Below are 13,771 nucleotides of genomic sequence, written 5' to 3'. Positions count from 1 at the left end.
GCGACCGGCCGGCCAGGTGCACGGACATCACACGCTTGCTCGGTTCAACTGGGCCCGAATCGGGCGGGCTTGCCGGGTCAGAGCAGCGCCGGGTCCTGACGCAGGATTCCGTAGAACTTGTCCCTCAACTCGCGTCCGGGATCCAGTCCCAGGCTGTGCGAGAGGCGCTCGCACATCTGGTTGTAGGCATCGAGCGCGTCCGCCTGCCGACCGGACCGGTAGAGGGCGGTGATGAGCTGCTCGCAGAAGCGCTCATGAAACGGATTCATGGCATGCATCTGTTCGAGCTCGGGAATGACGGAACGGTGCTGGTTCAGTTTCAGCCGGGCATCGAACAGCCGCTCGCAGGCAGCGATCCGGGTCTGCTGAAGCCGGGTGTAGGCCATGCGGCAGATCACACCCTGCCCCGTATCGACGAGTGCGGGTCCGCGCCACAGGCCGACCGCCTCGGTGAGCAGTTCTGCGGCGCGTTCCGGTTCTCGTTCCTCCACGATCTCGGCGTGGTGCACGAGTTCCTCGAAGCGAGCGGCGTCGACCTCGAGTTCGGGAGCGGTCAGCGCGTATCCGGAGGTCGATGTCTCGACGACTTCGCGCAGCGAGCGCTTACCCGTGCGGGCCTCGAGTACCCGGCGGAGCCGAGCGATGTGACCGTGCAGGGAGTTCTCGGCGTTCCTGGGCGGCTGCTCACCCCACAGTTCATCGATCAGCTCGTTCCGGGAAACGGGCCGCCCCGGGGAAAGCGCGAGGACAGCGACAATGGCCCTGAGCTTCTCTCCCGGAATTTTGACGCAGACACCTTCGTCAAGCACCTGAAGTGGGCCGAGAATACCTAATTCCATTTGAGCTTCACCCTTACGAGATCCTAGCGGTAGATCAGTCAATCTGCTGGTCGAGCAGAATGGCGTGTTCGCGGGAACGCAAAACAGGGGAACCGGTGAGAATTCAGGAAGAGGTCGTTGGTCAAGAGGTCGTTCGTCAAGAGGTTGTCGGTCAAGAGGTCGCCGATGGCGGCCAGGGAGTGCCCCGGACCGTCTGGTCCAGCGTCCCGGAAGGTTCCGTATCGGACGATGAGCGGTCGGTTCCGCTTTTTGGCCAATGCCCTCGGTCCCCGCTGCGCCCCTCGGCAGGGCGCGAGAATGCGCGCATGAAGTTCCCCCCGGTTAACTGCAGTCGTTACGGCTTGGAGCGCCTGCAGGCCATACTTACCCACGTTTCTTGTCGTCGACTTGCTTTCGCGCCTCTTTGCCCACTCCGGCGAGTTCTGACGGATGGTCCGCACAGTGGTATCGCTATTCCATACCCACGGTAACACCCTGGACCACCAGGACTATTGCCGCTCGGGACAACGCGAGGTCAGTCCATCTCGCCGACAAGGCCGTTCGGCGGCGCGAGTTGTATGCAATCAGCGCCTTTCGCGCCCGGAGGCGGGCCGGGGAGCAGGCCGCCGCGCTTCGTGAAAGTCGTGTCGGCGAGGAAGTCATGCGGCTCTGATCGTCACGTCCCGGGCGAGGAGCTGGCTGGGGCGGAAACCGAACATCGCGTGGAAGGCGCTGCTGAAGTGGGAGGGGCTGGCAAAGCCCGCCTCCACCGCCGCCGTACTCAGATCCGGCCATGTCTCCAGGAGGGTGGCCACCCGCAACATGCGCGTCCACAGGCGGTAGCGGCGGAACGTCGTCCCCGTATGGGCCCGGAAGAGCCGGAGGAACGTCGACACGGACAGGCCGACCTCCGCCGCCAGTTTCTGTGCCGAAAGCTGCTGCCCGGCATCCTCCGACAGCCGGCGGGTAGCCTGCCGGATCCGTGCGTCCCTGGTCTCCGCGGCGTCGTCGGGGCCGGCGAGATCGAGCCAGTGCCGGGCAGCCGGTACGGAAGTACCCCCGTCCATTACCGCGGCCAGCCGGGAGAGTTCGAGCTCGTGTCTGTGCCCCCGCGCGAGCTCGGCCTCCCCGCTCATCATCCGCCGGCACGCCCTCTCCCGCGCCGAAACGGGGTCCAGGTAACAGAAGGCCATCCGGTCCCCGTGAGCGACGACACGGTGCCGCACCCGCGCCGCTATCAGTGCCGTACGGGTGACCTGGCAAGGGCCGTTCTCCAGCCGGACGGTGAACTCCGCGTCGACACCCACCGCCAGACAGCTCACCGAGCCGGAGTGGACGTCCAACGCCATGGACGGGCCGACGTACAGCGCCTGACCGGGCCATAACCACAGCGCAGCCTGATCATGGCATGTTTCTGAAAGCGACGCCGGTTGCATGCAGACATGCTAGCCAGCACTTCGATCGCCCCTTCCCACCCCTTGGAAGAACTGACATGTGGCTTGACCGCGTTGCGACCGCTCTGCTTCTCCTCGTCGGGGCGGTGAACCTCCTCCCCGGCTTCGTCGCGGTCGCACCCTCCCGGATCACGACGGCATACGGAGTGTCAGTCGACGGCGCCGACTCCGCCGACCTGACGGTGCTCCTGCGCCATAGGGCCGTCCTGCTGGGGCTCGTCGGACTCTCCCTGATCTGCGCCGCCTTCGTTCCGTCGCTGCGCATCCCCGCCGTAACGGCCGGGGCGATCAGCATGGGAGCGTTCCTGCTCCTCGCGTATTCCACGCCGGGCCTCAACAGCGCGACGATGCGCGTGGCGCGGATCGACGTGGCGGCGATCGTGTTGCTGGCCGTCGCCGCCGTCCTCATATGGCGGAAGAACGCCTGAGCTGCTCCCACGAGACCGATCCGTCGCGGCACAACATGGTGCGCACTACAGCCAGGGGCCTTGTCAGCCTGACGGGCCATCAGCCCAACCACGCCAAGACGGGGCTTGTCGAAGGCTCGGTCCACCGCGGGAAAGAAGTCACTCACCAGGTGAAGCGTGCGGCTCTGCCTCCGCGTGTTCGTGTCCGGGCCGGGGCTTCGGCGGTGGTCTCGCAGGCCGGCGGGGTGCTGCTGGTCGAGACGGTTCCGCGAGACGGGGCACCCCCGCTGCTCAGGCGGGGACGGGCTCCAGGTCAGCATCGTCAAAGGGTGGATAGCTCTCGTTGCCCATTCGCTCGGCCGCATCGATGTAGTCGGCAAGAGCGTCGCGGGATTGAGCGAGCCTGTCCATTTGATCGTCCAGTCGCCGCAGCCGTGACCGCATCGCGGCCAGCAACTCGGGACACCCGGGCAGCTCCGGGGCCTCTCCGGCTGCACAGGGCAGCAGGTACGCGATGTCCTCGGAGGACAATCCAGCACCAAGCAGGTGCCGGATCTGCTTCACCCGCAGCACGGCGTTCTCGTCGTATTCGCGGTAGCCGTTCGCGCCGCGGTCTGCCTCCAGCAGGCCCTGGGCCTCGTAGTAGCGCAACTGATGGGCGTTGACGCCCGTCCGACGACTCAGTTCCCCGATCCGCATCAAAACCTCGCTTGACCTTCACACCGGTATCAACGTTGACGATGCTGCCATGAACAACAAAACCGATACACCCGTGACAGTCATCGGACTCGGACTGATGGGCCAGGCGCTCGCCGGCGCGTTCCTGAAAGCCGGGCATCCCACAACCGTGTGGAACCGTACGGCCTCCAAGGCCTACCAGTTGGTGGCCGAGGGTGCACGGCTGGCGCCAACAATTGGCGACGCGTTCAAGGCAGGTTCCCTGACGATCATCTGCGTCACCGACTACCAGGCCGTGCACGAGCTGCTCGGCGCGAGCGATGTCGAGCTGGGCGGCACGATGTTGATCAATCTGACCTCGGGCGACTCGGCCCAGGCCCGGGAAGCCGCCCACTGGGCCGAGCAGCGCGGCGCCCATTACCTGGACGGCGCCATCATGGCCATCCCACCGGCGATCGGGACCGCCGAGGCGGTGATCCTGCACAGCGGGCCGCAGTCGCACTTCGAGGCACACAAGTCGACACTCGACGCGCTCGGCACCGTCACCTACCTCGGCGCGGACCATGGGCTGGCGTCCCTGTACGACGTGGCCGGCCTAGCCATGATGTGGAGCGTCCTGAACGCCTGGCTCCAGGGCACTGCCCTGCTCAGGACGGCCGGTGTTGACGCCGCAACGTATGCGCCGTTTGCGCAGCAGATCGCTGCCGGTGTGGCCGCATGGCTGCCGGGGTATGCCGAGCAGATCGACAGCGGCTCCTTCCCGGCCGAGGTGTCGGCCCTGGAGACCGACGCGCGGGCGATGGCGCACCTGATCGAGGAGAGCGAGGCGGGGGGCGTCAACGCCGAACTGCCGAAGTTGATCAAGGCGATGGCCGACCGCTCGATCGCCGCCGGACACGGTGGGGAGCAATATCCCGTGCTGATCGAAGAGTTCGGCAAACCCCGCGACGACTGACCGATCCCGACACAGGGCAGCCGTTGACCGCCCGCCCCGACCATGCGGGCGGTCAACAGCGCTCCCCACCCGGCCAGGCGGCGCGTCAGCGCACGTTCGGCGAGGCCGCGCTCATGACGAGGTGTGCAACCGCACACGAAGGCCCGACCGGCCCGTCAGGTCGGTCGGGCGACTCGTACTTCACTGCTTGGCCGTGTCGAAGCAGACCTGGCTGACAACGTCGAAGAGTGAGCTCGTGGTTGTCGGCCTGCGACCAGGATTTCCGCTACGGGTGCAGCACGACCTTCGTGTAGCCCTCGATCCGCTTGTCGAACTTGTCGTACGCCGACGGCGCCTGGTCCAGGGGCAGTTCATGCGAGACGACAAAGCTCGGCTTCGCCCGCCCCTCGATGATCATGTCGCGCAGGTACCGGTTGTAGCGCTTCACGTTGCACTGTCCCGTACCCATCCGCAGGCCCTTCTCGAAGAGCTTGCCGATCGAGACGAGGAGCATGCCGTGCTTGGCCTGGTCGTCAGGGCCACCGGGATCGGCCGGGACATAGAGGCCGGGCACGCCGAGCGCTCCGGTGGGCCGGACCGTACCGACAAGCGAGTTCAGGACGGTCGCCGGTTCCTCGCGGTCAGTGCCGCGCGCCATCGCCTGATACCCGACAGCGTCCACGCCCTTGTCGGTACCGACACCCTCGGTCTGCTCCTTGATCTGCTCCACCGGATCGCCCTCGGCGAAGTTGATCGGAACCGCGCCGATCTCCCGAGCCTTCTCCAGGCGCTCGGGAACCCGATCCACGACGAACACCTTCTTCGCACCGCGCAGCAGGGCCGAATAGGCTGCCATGAGCCCGACCGGCCCGCCGCCGTACACGGCAACGCTCTCCCCCGGGCGGACCTGGGCGAGTTCACAGCCGTGATAGCCGGTGGGGAAGATGTCGGCAAGCAACATGAAGTCGGTCTCGTTCTCGTCTCCCGGCGGCAGCTTTAGGCAGTTGAAGTCGGCGTAGGGAACACGCAGGTATTCCGCCTGGCCGCCTGGCCAGGGGCCCATGGCCACATAGCCGTAAGCGCCGCCCGAGAATCCGGGATTGACGGTCTGACAGAATCCGGTAAATCCCTCAACGCAATTGATGCAGAAGCCGCAGGCAACATTGAAGGGCATGACCACACGGTCGCCCTCCTTGAGCGAGGTGATGCCCTGGCCGACTTCCTCGATGATTCCCATGTTCTCGTGGCCGAAGACGATGCCGGGCTCGGCAGCGGTGCGACCCTCGTACATATGCAGGTCGGAGCCGCAGATAGCGGTGGATGTGATCCGTACGATCACATCGTTCGGGTGCTGCATCTTTGGCTTTTCAACGTCTTCGACCGCCACCGTAAACGGCCCCTTGTAAACGACGGCCTTCATGGCTGCCACCTCCGCTCGGCGATACACATCCACATTCCACCCCCGGGCCACTTCAGTGACCCATCTCTCATAATTCTCCGGCCTGCACCAACAGACAACCCGGTAATCTCGGGAGGAATATCCGCCCTGGTGTCGCACCGAGAAACGGAAACGGAGGGCGAGTAATGGCAGCTCAGCGACTCGGGACCCTGCTCGTCCCAGTACCCGGCCTGTCCGGCACCACGTACCCGCCCGGCACGACGGTGACTGTCCGCGGTCGCGGCGCCACTGTCGATGCCTTTGTCAACGGCGACTGGCTTCCGCTGTCGTGGTGGGAGTTCTCCGACGGCCTCCGCGAGGACATCGCCGACCGCTGACCTCAGGGCGCGTTACGGTGATCTGCGCATACGCCCAGGGCTGGCCTCGTGACTCGATCATGTCCATGACGCTTAACTCTCCCGTGGTCCCGAGATGACGGGGCCCTCGTGCCCTTCCGGCGGACCAGGCCAGCGGTGGGTGATCGCTGGTCGCCTATGACGCGGACTGCGGCTGCCACGGCCCGCTCCTGTTGGTGCAACACCACCCGCATCATCGGCGTCATCGCCCTCGTCCTCCCCTCAGCATGAGCGTGACCGTCGTGATCGGCCTCCGCCTCGTCACCCCTCCAGCTGCGTACGTCTCGGGCAGGTGGACCCACTGCGATCCGGTCTGGAACTTCCAGGCAATCGCATCGATCACCTCGCGGTGATCACGCCACCGGCCACCTCGCCTCGGCGTCCGGGTCCGGGTCCAGGTCCGCGTCCGGGAGTAACGGCTCGATCCGCGCCCACTGCGCGTCAGTCAACGGCACACCCGGGACCAACGATCGGATGATCCGAACGAAACAGCCTAAGCCGCCACGCGGGCATCGCAGGGCATCACCAGACACAGAAAAATATTGTGCTCGATGTCAACCGGAGACCGGTCCTCAGGCGTAGACGTAGCGAAGACCGATCGTAAGGAGTGCGCGTTGACCGTCGAGGAGTTCGAGGAGTTCTACGCCTCTTCGGTCAGACGCCTCACCAGCCAGCTCTACCTGATGGTGGGCGACCTGCACGAGGCCCAGGACGTGGTCCAGGAGGCGTTCGTCCGCGGCTGGAGTCACCGGGCCCAGCTCGCGCGGGACGGAGCGCCCGAGGCATGGGTCCGTACGGTGGCCTGGCGGCTGGCGGTCAGCAGATGGCGCCGCAGGAGACGCTCGGACGAGGCATGGCAGCGGCACGGCCCACCGATCCCGGGCAGGGAACCCGACCCGGGATCGGTGGCACTGGTCGCGGCGCTGCGGCAGCTGTCGCCCAGGCAGCGCCGCACCGTGACGCTGCACTACGTGTGTGACCTGTCGGTCGAGCAGATCGCCGCCGAGACCGGCCTGTCCACCGGCACGGTCAAGACCCATCTGGTCCGGGGCCGGGCCGCCCTCACCCGCCATCTGGACAACCCGTACGCGAAGGAGGCCCCCGGTGCTTGAGCCCGACGATCACCTGGCGGCCCTGCTGAAGCGGGCTGCCGATGCCGCCCAGGACCGGACCGTGGCCGCCCCGGCCGCCGAGATCCTCGCACGCGGCACCCGACACCGCCGTCGACGCTTCGCGGTGATCGCCGCCGCTGCGTGCCTGGCCGTCGGCGCGGTGACCGGCGTCGCCACAACCACGCTGGCGCCTTCGGATCATGGTGGGCGGGTCGAGCCGGCCACCGACCCGACGCCCAACCCGTCCCCCGTACCTTCGGAGAGCGCCACGGTCGAGCCCGTACCTTCGGAGACCACCACCGGTCAGCCGCCTGACTCGGACAGCTCCACCCCCGTGCCGCCGCCCAACGAGGGCGAGTCCACAACCGTGCCGCCCGACGGGGGCGAGTCCACCACGATCCAACCGGACCCGGATGGATCCACCTTCGTCCCGCCCACCCCGGGTGGCTCCGCCACCGCGACTTCCGACCCCCTCTGACCTTCCCCGCCCGATAGGCCCGGCGCCCGCCCCGCCCGCCGGGTGATCCCGCACGCCCTATTCCGCCCCATCTGGACCGGACACTCGATGACCACGCCCCTGACTACGCCCGTACGGACGTCCACCCAGCCGTCCGTGCAGTAGCCCGCCCCGGCACCAGCTCCGGCGCCCGGTGCGGCACGACGGCTGTTGGACCGGCTGACACCCGCCAACCCACGGATATTGCGGCGAGCCTTCAGCATGCCCAGCGGCAGAGAACGGATCAGGAAAAACAATGACAACTGCAGAGCCAACCGCCTTGACGGACGATCTGCCGCGACGCGCACCGCTGCCGGCACAACACCCGGACCCCGTCCTGGACGTGGTCGTCCCCGTGTTCAACGAGGTGACAGACCTCGAGCCGTGTGTCCGGCGGCTCCACGCTCACCTGCGTGAGACCTTTCCGTACCCGTTCCGGATCACCGTCGCCGACAACGCCAGCACCGACGGAACCGCGCTGGTCGCCGCATGGCTGGCTTCCGAGCTGCCCGAAGCGGAGTGGATACGGCTGGCCGAGAAGGGGCGGGGCCGGGCGTTGCACGCCGCCTGGTCGCGTTCCCCCGCCCCAGTGCTCGCCTACCTGGACGTGGATCTGTCCACCGATCTGGCGGCGTTGCTGCCGCTCGTCGCCCCGCTGATCTCCGGGCACTCCGACATCGCCATCGGCACCCGCCTGGCGCGCGGATCCCACGTGGTGCGCGGCCCCAAACGGGAGATCATCTCTCGCTGCTACAACGCGCTGTTGCGTTCCACCCTCGCCGTCGGTTTCTCCGATGCGCAATGCGGCTTCAAGGCGGTGCGGCGCGACGTCGCCGAGCGGCTGCTGCCCCTGGTGAAGGACTCCGGGTGGTTTTTCGACACCGAGATGCTGGTGATCGCCGAGCGGGCCGGACTGCGTATCCACGAGGTGCCGGTCGACTGGGTGGACGACCCCGACAGCCGGGTCGACATCGTGTCCACCGCGCTGACCGATCTGCGTGGCATCGCCAGGATCGGCCGGGCACTGGCCCGCGGCTCGCTGCCGCTGGCCGGGCTGCGCCGTAGCAGCGGCAGCGAGCCACGGGGCAATCTGGCCATCCAGCTGGTGCGTTTCGCCGCCGTGGGCGCTGTCAGCACCCTCGGATACCTGTTGCTGTACGCGGCTCTGCGGCGCGCGACGGGATCGCAGGCCGCCAACGCCCTGGCCCTGCTGACCTGCGCCGTCGTCAACACGGCCGCAAACAGGCGGCTCACTTTCGGGCTGCGCGGCCGCACCGGTGCGATGCGCCACCAGGCCAGGGGCATGGTGGCCTTTCTCGTCGGTCTGGTGCTCACCAGCGGTTCGCTGGTCGCCCTGCACCACGTGGCGCCCAAAGCGGCCCACTCCACCGAAGTCGCGGTGCTGGTCGTCGGCAACCTGGCCGCGACGCTGCTGCGCTTTTTGCTCTTCCGGGCCTGGGTGTTCGCTGCCCGGCCCGGCCTCCTCGGGTCCCGGCCCAGCAGCCACAAGACGGGATCCACCGCTTCATGAGCACGATGCTGACAACCTGGGGTTCCGGCCCCGGCTTCACCGAATCGGCCGCCCCCACTCCCGACCGGCGGCAGCGACTGCGCCGTGCGATCGAGCACTACGGACCCGTGCTCGCGCTGTACGGAGTGCTGAAGCTCATCGGCTTCTCCGTCTTCATGTACCTGTTGCACTCCGCCGGGGATTACCGGACGAAGCACCCGCGCTTCGGCGGCGGCGCCAACCCGTGGGATGTACTGGCCAGTTGGGACGGCTGGTGGTACCAGCAGGTCGCCGAACACGGGTACCACCCCGCGCTGGTACCGGTCCCCGGAGCCACCGGCATGATCACTCTCGAAGGGAATTCGGCGGCGTTCTTCCCGCTCTACCCGGCGGTCATGCGGCTGGTCTCCGAGTGCACCGGCCTCGGCCTGTTCGGCGCCGGCATGCTGGTTTCCGTCGCCGCCTCGTTCGTCGCCGCCCTCGGTATCCACGCCGTAACGACGCGGCTCGGCGGTAGCAGAGCCGGCCTGACTGCGGCCGGACTGTGGGCCGTCTGGCCCGGCTCAGGCATGGAGTGGTCGGTCTACTCCGAGTCCCTTTACGTCGCCCTCGCTGTCTGGGCCTGTCACGCCGTCATGACCCGCCGCTGGCTCACCGGCGGTGTCCTCACCTTCGCCGCCGGACTCAACCGCCCCACCGCCGGCGCGCTGATAGCCGCCCTCACGGTCGCCGGGCTGCTCGCCCTCCACCGACGCCAGGACGGCGTCCTGCGCCCGCTGGCCGCGATGGCGATCGCCCCCCTCGGTCTGTTCGGTTACCTCGGCTGGGTGGGCCACCAAATGGGCGACTACGGCGGCTACTTCACACTCCAGTCAGGTGCTTGGGCCCACGAGTTCGACTGGGGCCGGCACACGCTCAACGTATTTGCATCCGTCCCGGTCGGCCACTTCGAGTACTTCGGCGCGTGGCCGATGGAAGACGTGATCGGCGTCGTTGTCGTCGTGATGGCACTGATGCTGATCCCGCTGCTGATCCGGCTGCGCCCGCCGGCCGTACTGGTCGTGTACACGGTCCTCACCGTTGCCCTCGTGCTGGGCACCCAGCAATTTTTCGGCAATGTCTCGCGCTACCTGCTCCCTGCCTTCCCTCTCTTCATCCCGCTCGCCATCGCGATGCGCCGCCTCGGATGGCCCATGCAGGTCACGCTGCTCGGCATCGCGGGGCTGGCCTCCGGTTCGTACGCGGGCTACGTCCTCTTCGAGCTCGGCGTTCCGTAAGAAACAGCCGGACCGGCACCGGCCGGATCCTCACGGCCACGCGACACCCCGTGACACCAACACGGCGGTTCGACGCCGCGACCTGCCGGCGATCAGGCCCGCGCCAAGACAGCGAAGCGGACAACCGGATGGGCGTCGGCCAAACCCCATTCCACAGGCCTCATGTGTGTAAGACGCGGTCAGGCGGGCTGCCACAGTTCGATGCGATTGCCCTCGGGATCGGTGACCCAGCCGAATCGACCGACACCCTCCATGTCCTGCGTCTCTTCAGCCACGTCCGCTCCCTTGGCGCGCAATTGCGCGAGCATCGCATCCAGGTCGCGGACCCGGAAGTTGAGCATGCTCTGCTGGGCGCGGGACCCGAAGTAGTCGGTCTCGGCCTCGAACGTCGCGAACACCGTCAGCCCGGCTGCCTGACGCCACAGGCCGTTCTCATCGGCGTCCAGGCCCAGGCAATCGCGATACCACGCGCTCAGGGCTGCCGGGTCGGCGGCCCGCATGAAGTATCCACCGATTCCAAGCACACGTTCCATGCCGCTATCTTGCCAGGACGGCCATCGGGCGTGGTGGCACCAGATCATCGCCCTGCGCCTGAGCCCCACCTCTGTGGCAGCGGCCGCCGTCAGGTCCTCAATCGGCAGACGTGCCGGCCGGAACGACGTTCTGGGTCAGGCCGCGAATCCGATGTTGGTGACGTATTCGTACTGGCCCCATTGCGAGCCGAGGTCGACGATCTGGTCGACCCATGCCTCATCCATGCCCTGGTCGTCCTGCGCGGCCCAGGCCTCGACGATGCGGTCCCAGTTCCGCACGTTGAGGCGCCGGAACTCCACCACTCGCTGATGGGGGCGGCTCACCTGGGACTGGTTGAGCGGGTGGATCTCCACTCGGGTGCCGCGTCCGCCGGCGTTGAGCCGTCCGATCAAGTAACGGGCCACGTTGTGCCGTCGCACCATGCGGTAGGCAGCCTCAATGCGCTCCAGGTTCCTCCGTGAAGGGCTGCGCTTGCCGTCCAGCCACGCCTTCACCGTACGGTCGGTGACGGTCAGGCCGGCATCGCGGGCAGCCTGACGGGCGTGGTCGGAGCGGGTCAGGTAGTGAAGGCGGGCCATCAGGCCGCGCCTGGCCGTGATGGGGGTGGCGATGAAGCCTGCGAGGTTGTCGAGCCGGCGGGCGACGGCCTCATGGCCCTTGATGCCGCGAGCGCCGTACTTGCCGAACTCGACGTTGCGCTCCGGCACCTGCTACTCCCCCGCCTCGGTCTCGTCGGTCGTGTCGGTGTCGCCGGCGGCAGCCGGATCGATGTCGGCGCCGACGGTGTAAACATCCTTCACCTTGACCTCGCTCACACCGCGACCTTCCGGGAAGACACTCTTCCACGCACCTACGACATGGAGTTCGTCGGTACCCATCGCACTGACCACGATCAGCCCCTCCTCGTGGGCCTTCAACGCCTTCATCCAGAGATTGGCGAAGGCCTGGGAGCGGATGAGGTGCATCCAGTCCGGGCGGTACAACTCCCGGTTGTAGTTCGACTCCCCCATCGTCGACACGAACTTGGAGTACATCGCCTTCACGTATTCGAGGGTGACCTCGTTCTCCTGCTCGATGGCTCGGTCGCGGGCGTCCTTCAGCGTGATGCGGAACTTCTCCAGCAAGTTCTCGGTCGCTCCCGACGTGTAGGACTCGTGGATCTCCGGCGGATCACACAGTGCGTACTTCGGGCCGGACAGCCGCAGCAGCAGCCGCAGCGTGGGTTCGGTGACCCACAGCGGGCCAGGCTCGTCGCGGTTGCCGACCGGATTGGGGAGCACGTCCTCGTGGTCCCACGCGGGCGGGGTGATCTGATGGACACCGGCGCGGCGGCGATCGTGGTCGAACCCGGTGGAATGCTCCAGTTGCCCGATCGGGAGATGGGTCTTCAACGCGGAAAGATAGGCGCCGTTGACATCCAGCGCGGTGATCTCATGCCGCCCCGGCGGGAGTTCGGGGCGGGTCCATTTCGGACGTGCCTCCCAGATGTCGTCGGAGCCCTTCGCGGTCTTCTTCCGCAGGATGTCCGGCATACCGGGGTGGGCGATGATGTCGTACCGGGCGCCCTTGCGGGTCTCGTCGAGCAGGATCATCGCATCCGGGATTGCCCGCTTGATCAGTGCAGCGGTCGCCGCCTCCACGTCCCCGCCGTGCTTCTCCAGCGCGGCACGGACCGCATCCCCGATCAGGTCCGGTGTGTCCGCCGTCTGGACCCGGCGGCCGACCGCCACAACAGGCTGCCCATGTCGGCGTTCCGGCATCCGGCCTGCGTACGGCTGTCGCGCGGTCCGCGCAGGCGACGCTGGTTGTGCCGGCGGTGCGGTCTCCGGAGCAGTCGCCGCAGGGGCGGCGGCTGCGGGACCGGCGCAGTCGGCGGGGTCCAAGTGCTGAGGGAACCCGGCGACCTGATGCGCGGCGGGCCCACCGCACAGGACGCAGGGCTGAGGAGACGGCAGTGCCTCGACATCGTCCAGGTCCGTGTCCACCGGGCCAGGATCCCCCGTCGGCTCCGCCGCTCGTTCCGTCTCGTCTGTGTCCGCCGCGACTGGCGTGGTGCCCGTGTCGCCATCGGCCGGGCGGAGCTTCTCGCCGGCGCGCTGCAGGAAGTAGGCGTACTTCTCCCGGACTTCGCCGCTCGGGTCGCGGCCCGACTCCCAGCCGCCGACGGTCGAGGGGCTCACCCCGAGCACCTGGGCCAGCTGCGGGCGGGAGAGCTGCAGCCCCTCCCGCAGCGCCCGCCGCTCCTGTGCGGGCGGGAGCTCCACCTCCGGGCCGCTGGAATTCAGCAGCGCGTCGATCGCTTCGAAGCCGGTCACCTCTGAGCTCCCTCGCGCGCCCGCGTGGTGCCGGCCCGCGGTCGCGGGCCTGGCCTGCGCCGGTCGGCGGGCAGGACCTCACACGCCCGGCTCGGTCCGGCCAGCAGATCGAGCACCGGGATACGGAAGTGGTCGGCCAGGGCATCGCAGTCGTCCAACGTCCACGCTGTGCGGCCGGCTTGCCGCCGGGAGACCTGCGTCTGCTGCAGCCCGAGCGCGACCGCGAGCTCGTGCTGCGAGTCTCCGGTCGCCTGCATCAACGCCGCCACCGTCAGCTGCAGCGTCTCCCTCAACGTCATCCCCATGCACGGACCCTAGCAGTTCAAGTGCTTTTTAGTTGCTGTCATGCGAAATTGACATACCTATGCCAAGTGCCGACCGTCGGATGGCGTCGTGGGCTGACTCAGCGCGCATTCAGAGCCTCCGACGTCAGGAGTGTCGG

The 13,771-nt window shown here is 67.6% G+C and carries 15 protein-coding genes and 1 pseudogene; 7 read left to right on the top strand and 9 right to left on the bottom strand.

Translation table 11 applies throughout. The features are described from left to right. Positions 1 to 77: 77 nt before the first annotated feature. Positions 78 to 881 (bottom strand): AfsR/SARP family transcriptional regulator, encoded by an 804-nt coding sequence (locus ACQEVG_RS36760; RefSeq protein WP_432992119.1) that lies wholly within the window; start codon positions 879 to 881, stop codon positions 78 to 80. A gap of 596 nt (positions 882 to 1,477) precedes the next feature. Next, the gene (locus ACQEVG_RS36755; RefSeq protein WP_432992116.1) at positions 1,478 to 2,167 is read right to left on the bottom strand and encodes a helix-turn-helix domain-containing protein; all 690 of its coding nucleotides are present in this window, start codon (positions 2,165 to 2,167) and stop codon (positions 1,478 to 1,480) included. Between the two features lie 143 nt (positions 2,168 to 2,310). Between ACQEVG_RS36755 and ACQEVG_RS36750 the strand changes: the two genes are divergently transcribed. Next, complete coding sequence (locus ACQEVG_RS36750) at positions 2,311 to 2,700, top strand: hypothetical protein (RefSeq protein WP_432992113.1); 390 nt, start codon at positions 2,311 to 2,313, stop codon at positions 2,698 to 2,700. Positions 2,701 to 2,970: 270 nt separating this feature from the next. Here ACQEVG_RS36750 and ACQEVG_RS36745 read toward each other — a convergent pair whose 3' ends face one another. Then, positions 2,971 to 3,378: a MerR family transcriptional regulator gene (locus ACQEVG_RS36745; RefSeq protein WP_432992110.1), complete on the bottom strand. Its 408-nt coding sequence runs from the start codon at positions 3,376 to 3,378 to the stop codon at positions 2,971 to 2,973. 49 nt (positions 3,379 to 3,427) lie between these two features. On the opposite strand from ACQEVG_RS36745, the gene ACQEVG_RS36740 reads away from it, so the two are divergent. Continuing rightward, positions 3,428 to 4,312 (top strand): NAD(P)-dependent oxidoreductase, encoded by an 885-nt coding sequence (locus ACQEVG_RS36740; RefSeq protein ID WP_432992107.1) that lies wholly within the window; start codon positions 3,428 to 3,430, stop codon positions 4,310 to 4,312. A gap of 265 nt (positions 4,313 to 4,577) precedes the next feature. Here the strand turns inward: ACQEVG_RS36740 and ACQEVG_RS36735 are convergent, their stop codons facing one another. After that, positions 4,578 to 5,711: a glutathione-independent formaldehyde dehydrogenase gene (locus ACQEVG_RS36735; protein ID WP_432992104.1), complete on the bottom strand. Its 1,134-nt coding sequence runs from the start codon at positions 5,709 to 5,711 to the stop codon at positions 4,578 to 4,580. A gap of 164 nt (positions 5,712 to 5,875) precedes the next feature. Between ACQEVG_RS36735 and ACQEVG_RS36730 the strand changes: the two genes are divergently transcribed. Further along, positions 5,876 to 6,067: a hypothetical protein gene (locus tag ACQEVG_RS36730; protein ID WP_030931808.1), complete on the top strand. Its 192-nt coding sequence runs from the start codon at positions 5,876 to 5,878 to the stop codon at positions 6,065 to 6,067. Between the two features lie 295 nt (positions 6,068 to 6,362). Here the strand turns inward: ACQEVG_RS36730 and ACQEVG_RS36725 are convergent. After that, positions 6,363 to 6,552, bottom strand: a pseudogene (locus ACQEVG_RS36725) (transposase); the annotation flags it as partial. An 84-nt stretch (positions 6,553 to 6,636) separates the two neighbouring features. On the opposite strand from ACQEVG_RS36725, the gene ACQEVG_RS36720 reads away from it, so the two are divergent. From ACQEVG_RS36720 to ACQEVG_RS36705, 4 genes are all read left to right on the top strand, one after another. Continuing rightward, positions 6,637 to 7,197 carry a SigE family RNA polymerase sigma factor gene (locus tag ACQEVG_RS36720; RefSeq protein ID WP_432992101.1) on the top strand — a complete coding sequence of 187 codons (561 nt, stop codon included), beginning with the start codon at positions 6,637 to 6,639 and terminating at the stop codon, positions 7,195 to 7,197. Beyond that, the gene (locus tag ACQEVG_RS36715) at positions 7,190 to 7,675 is read left to right on the top strand and encodes a hypothetical protein (RefSeq protein ID WP_432992098.1); all 486 of its coding nucleotides are present in this window, start codon (positions 7,190 to 7,192) and stop codon (positions 7,673 to 7,675) included. Before ACQEVG_RS36720 ends, ACQEVG_RS36715 begins: the two co-directional genes overlap by 8 nt. Before the next feature lie 274 nt (positions 7,676 to 7,949). Beyond that, complete coding sequence (locus tag ACQEVG_RS36710; protein WP_432992095.1) at positions 7,950 to 9,224, top strand: glycosyltransferase; 1,275 nt, start codon at positions 7,950 to 7,952, stop codon at positions 9,222 to 9,224. Between the two features lie 5 nt (positions 9,225 to 9,229). Next, complete coding sequence (locus ACQEVG_RS36705) at positions 9,230 to 10,480, top strand: hypothetical protein (RefSeq protein ID WP_432993174.1); 1,251 nt, start codon at positions 9,230 to 9,232, stop codon at positions 10,478 to 10,480. A 179-nt stretch (positions 10,481 to 10,659) separates the two neighbouring features. Here the strand turns inward: ACQEVG_RS36705 and ACQEVG_RS36700 are convergent, their stop codons facing one another. From ACQEVG_RS36700 to ACQEVG_RS36685, 4 genes are all read right to left on the bottom strand, one after another. Continuing rightward, the gene (locus ACQEVG_RS36700; RefSeq protein WP_432992092.1) at positions 10,660 to 11,013 is read right to left on the bottom strand and encodes a VOC family protein; all 354 of its coding nucleotides are present in this window, start codon (positions 11,011 to 11,013) and stop codon (positions 10,660 to 10,662) included. A gap of 135 nt (positions 11,014 to 11,148) precedes the next feature. Next, entirely contained in the window at positions 11,149 to 11,721 is a 573-nt protein-coding gene (locus ACQEVG_RS36695; RefSeq protein WP_432992089.1) for a transcriptional regulator, read from the bottom strand. A 3-nt stretch (positions 11,722 to 11,724) separates the two neighbouring features. Further along, positions 11,725 to 13,329: a helix-turn-helix domain-containing protein gene (locus ACQEVG_RS36690; RefSeq protein WP_432992086.1), complete on the bottom strand. Its 1,605-nt coding sequence runs from the start codon at positions 13,327 to 13,329 to the stop codon at positions 11,725 to 11,727. Further along, positions 13,326 to 13,634 carry a helix-turn-helix domain-containing protein gene (locus ACQEVG_RS36685; RefSeq protein WP_432992083.1) on the bottom strand — a complete coding sequence of 103 codons (309 nt, stop codon included), beginning with the start codon at positions 13,632 to 13,634 and terminating at the stop codon, positions 13,326 to 13,328. The genes ACQEVG_RS36690 and ACQEVG_RS36685 overlap by 4 nt, the downstream gene beginning before the upstream one ends. Positions 13,635 to 13,771: the final 137 nt, after the last annotated feature.

Source organism: Streptomyces sp. CA-135486 (assembly GCF_050936555.1).
Taxonomy (GTDB): domain Bacteria; phylum Actinomycetota; class Actinomycetes; order Streptomycetales; family Streptomycetaceae; genus Streptomyces.
Note: the sequence above shows the minus strand (reverse complement) of the source record. Positions and strands in the feature narration are given on the sequence as shown.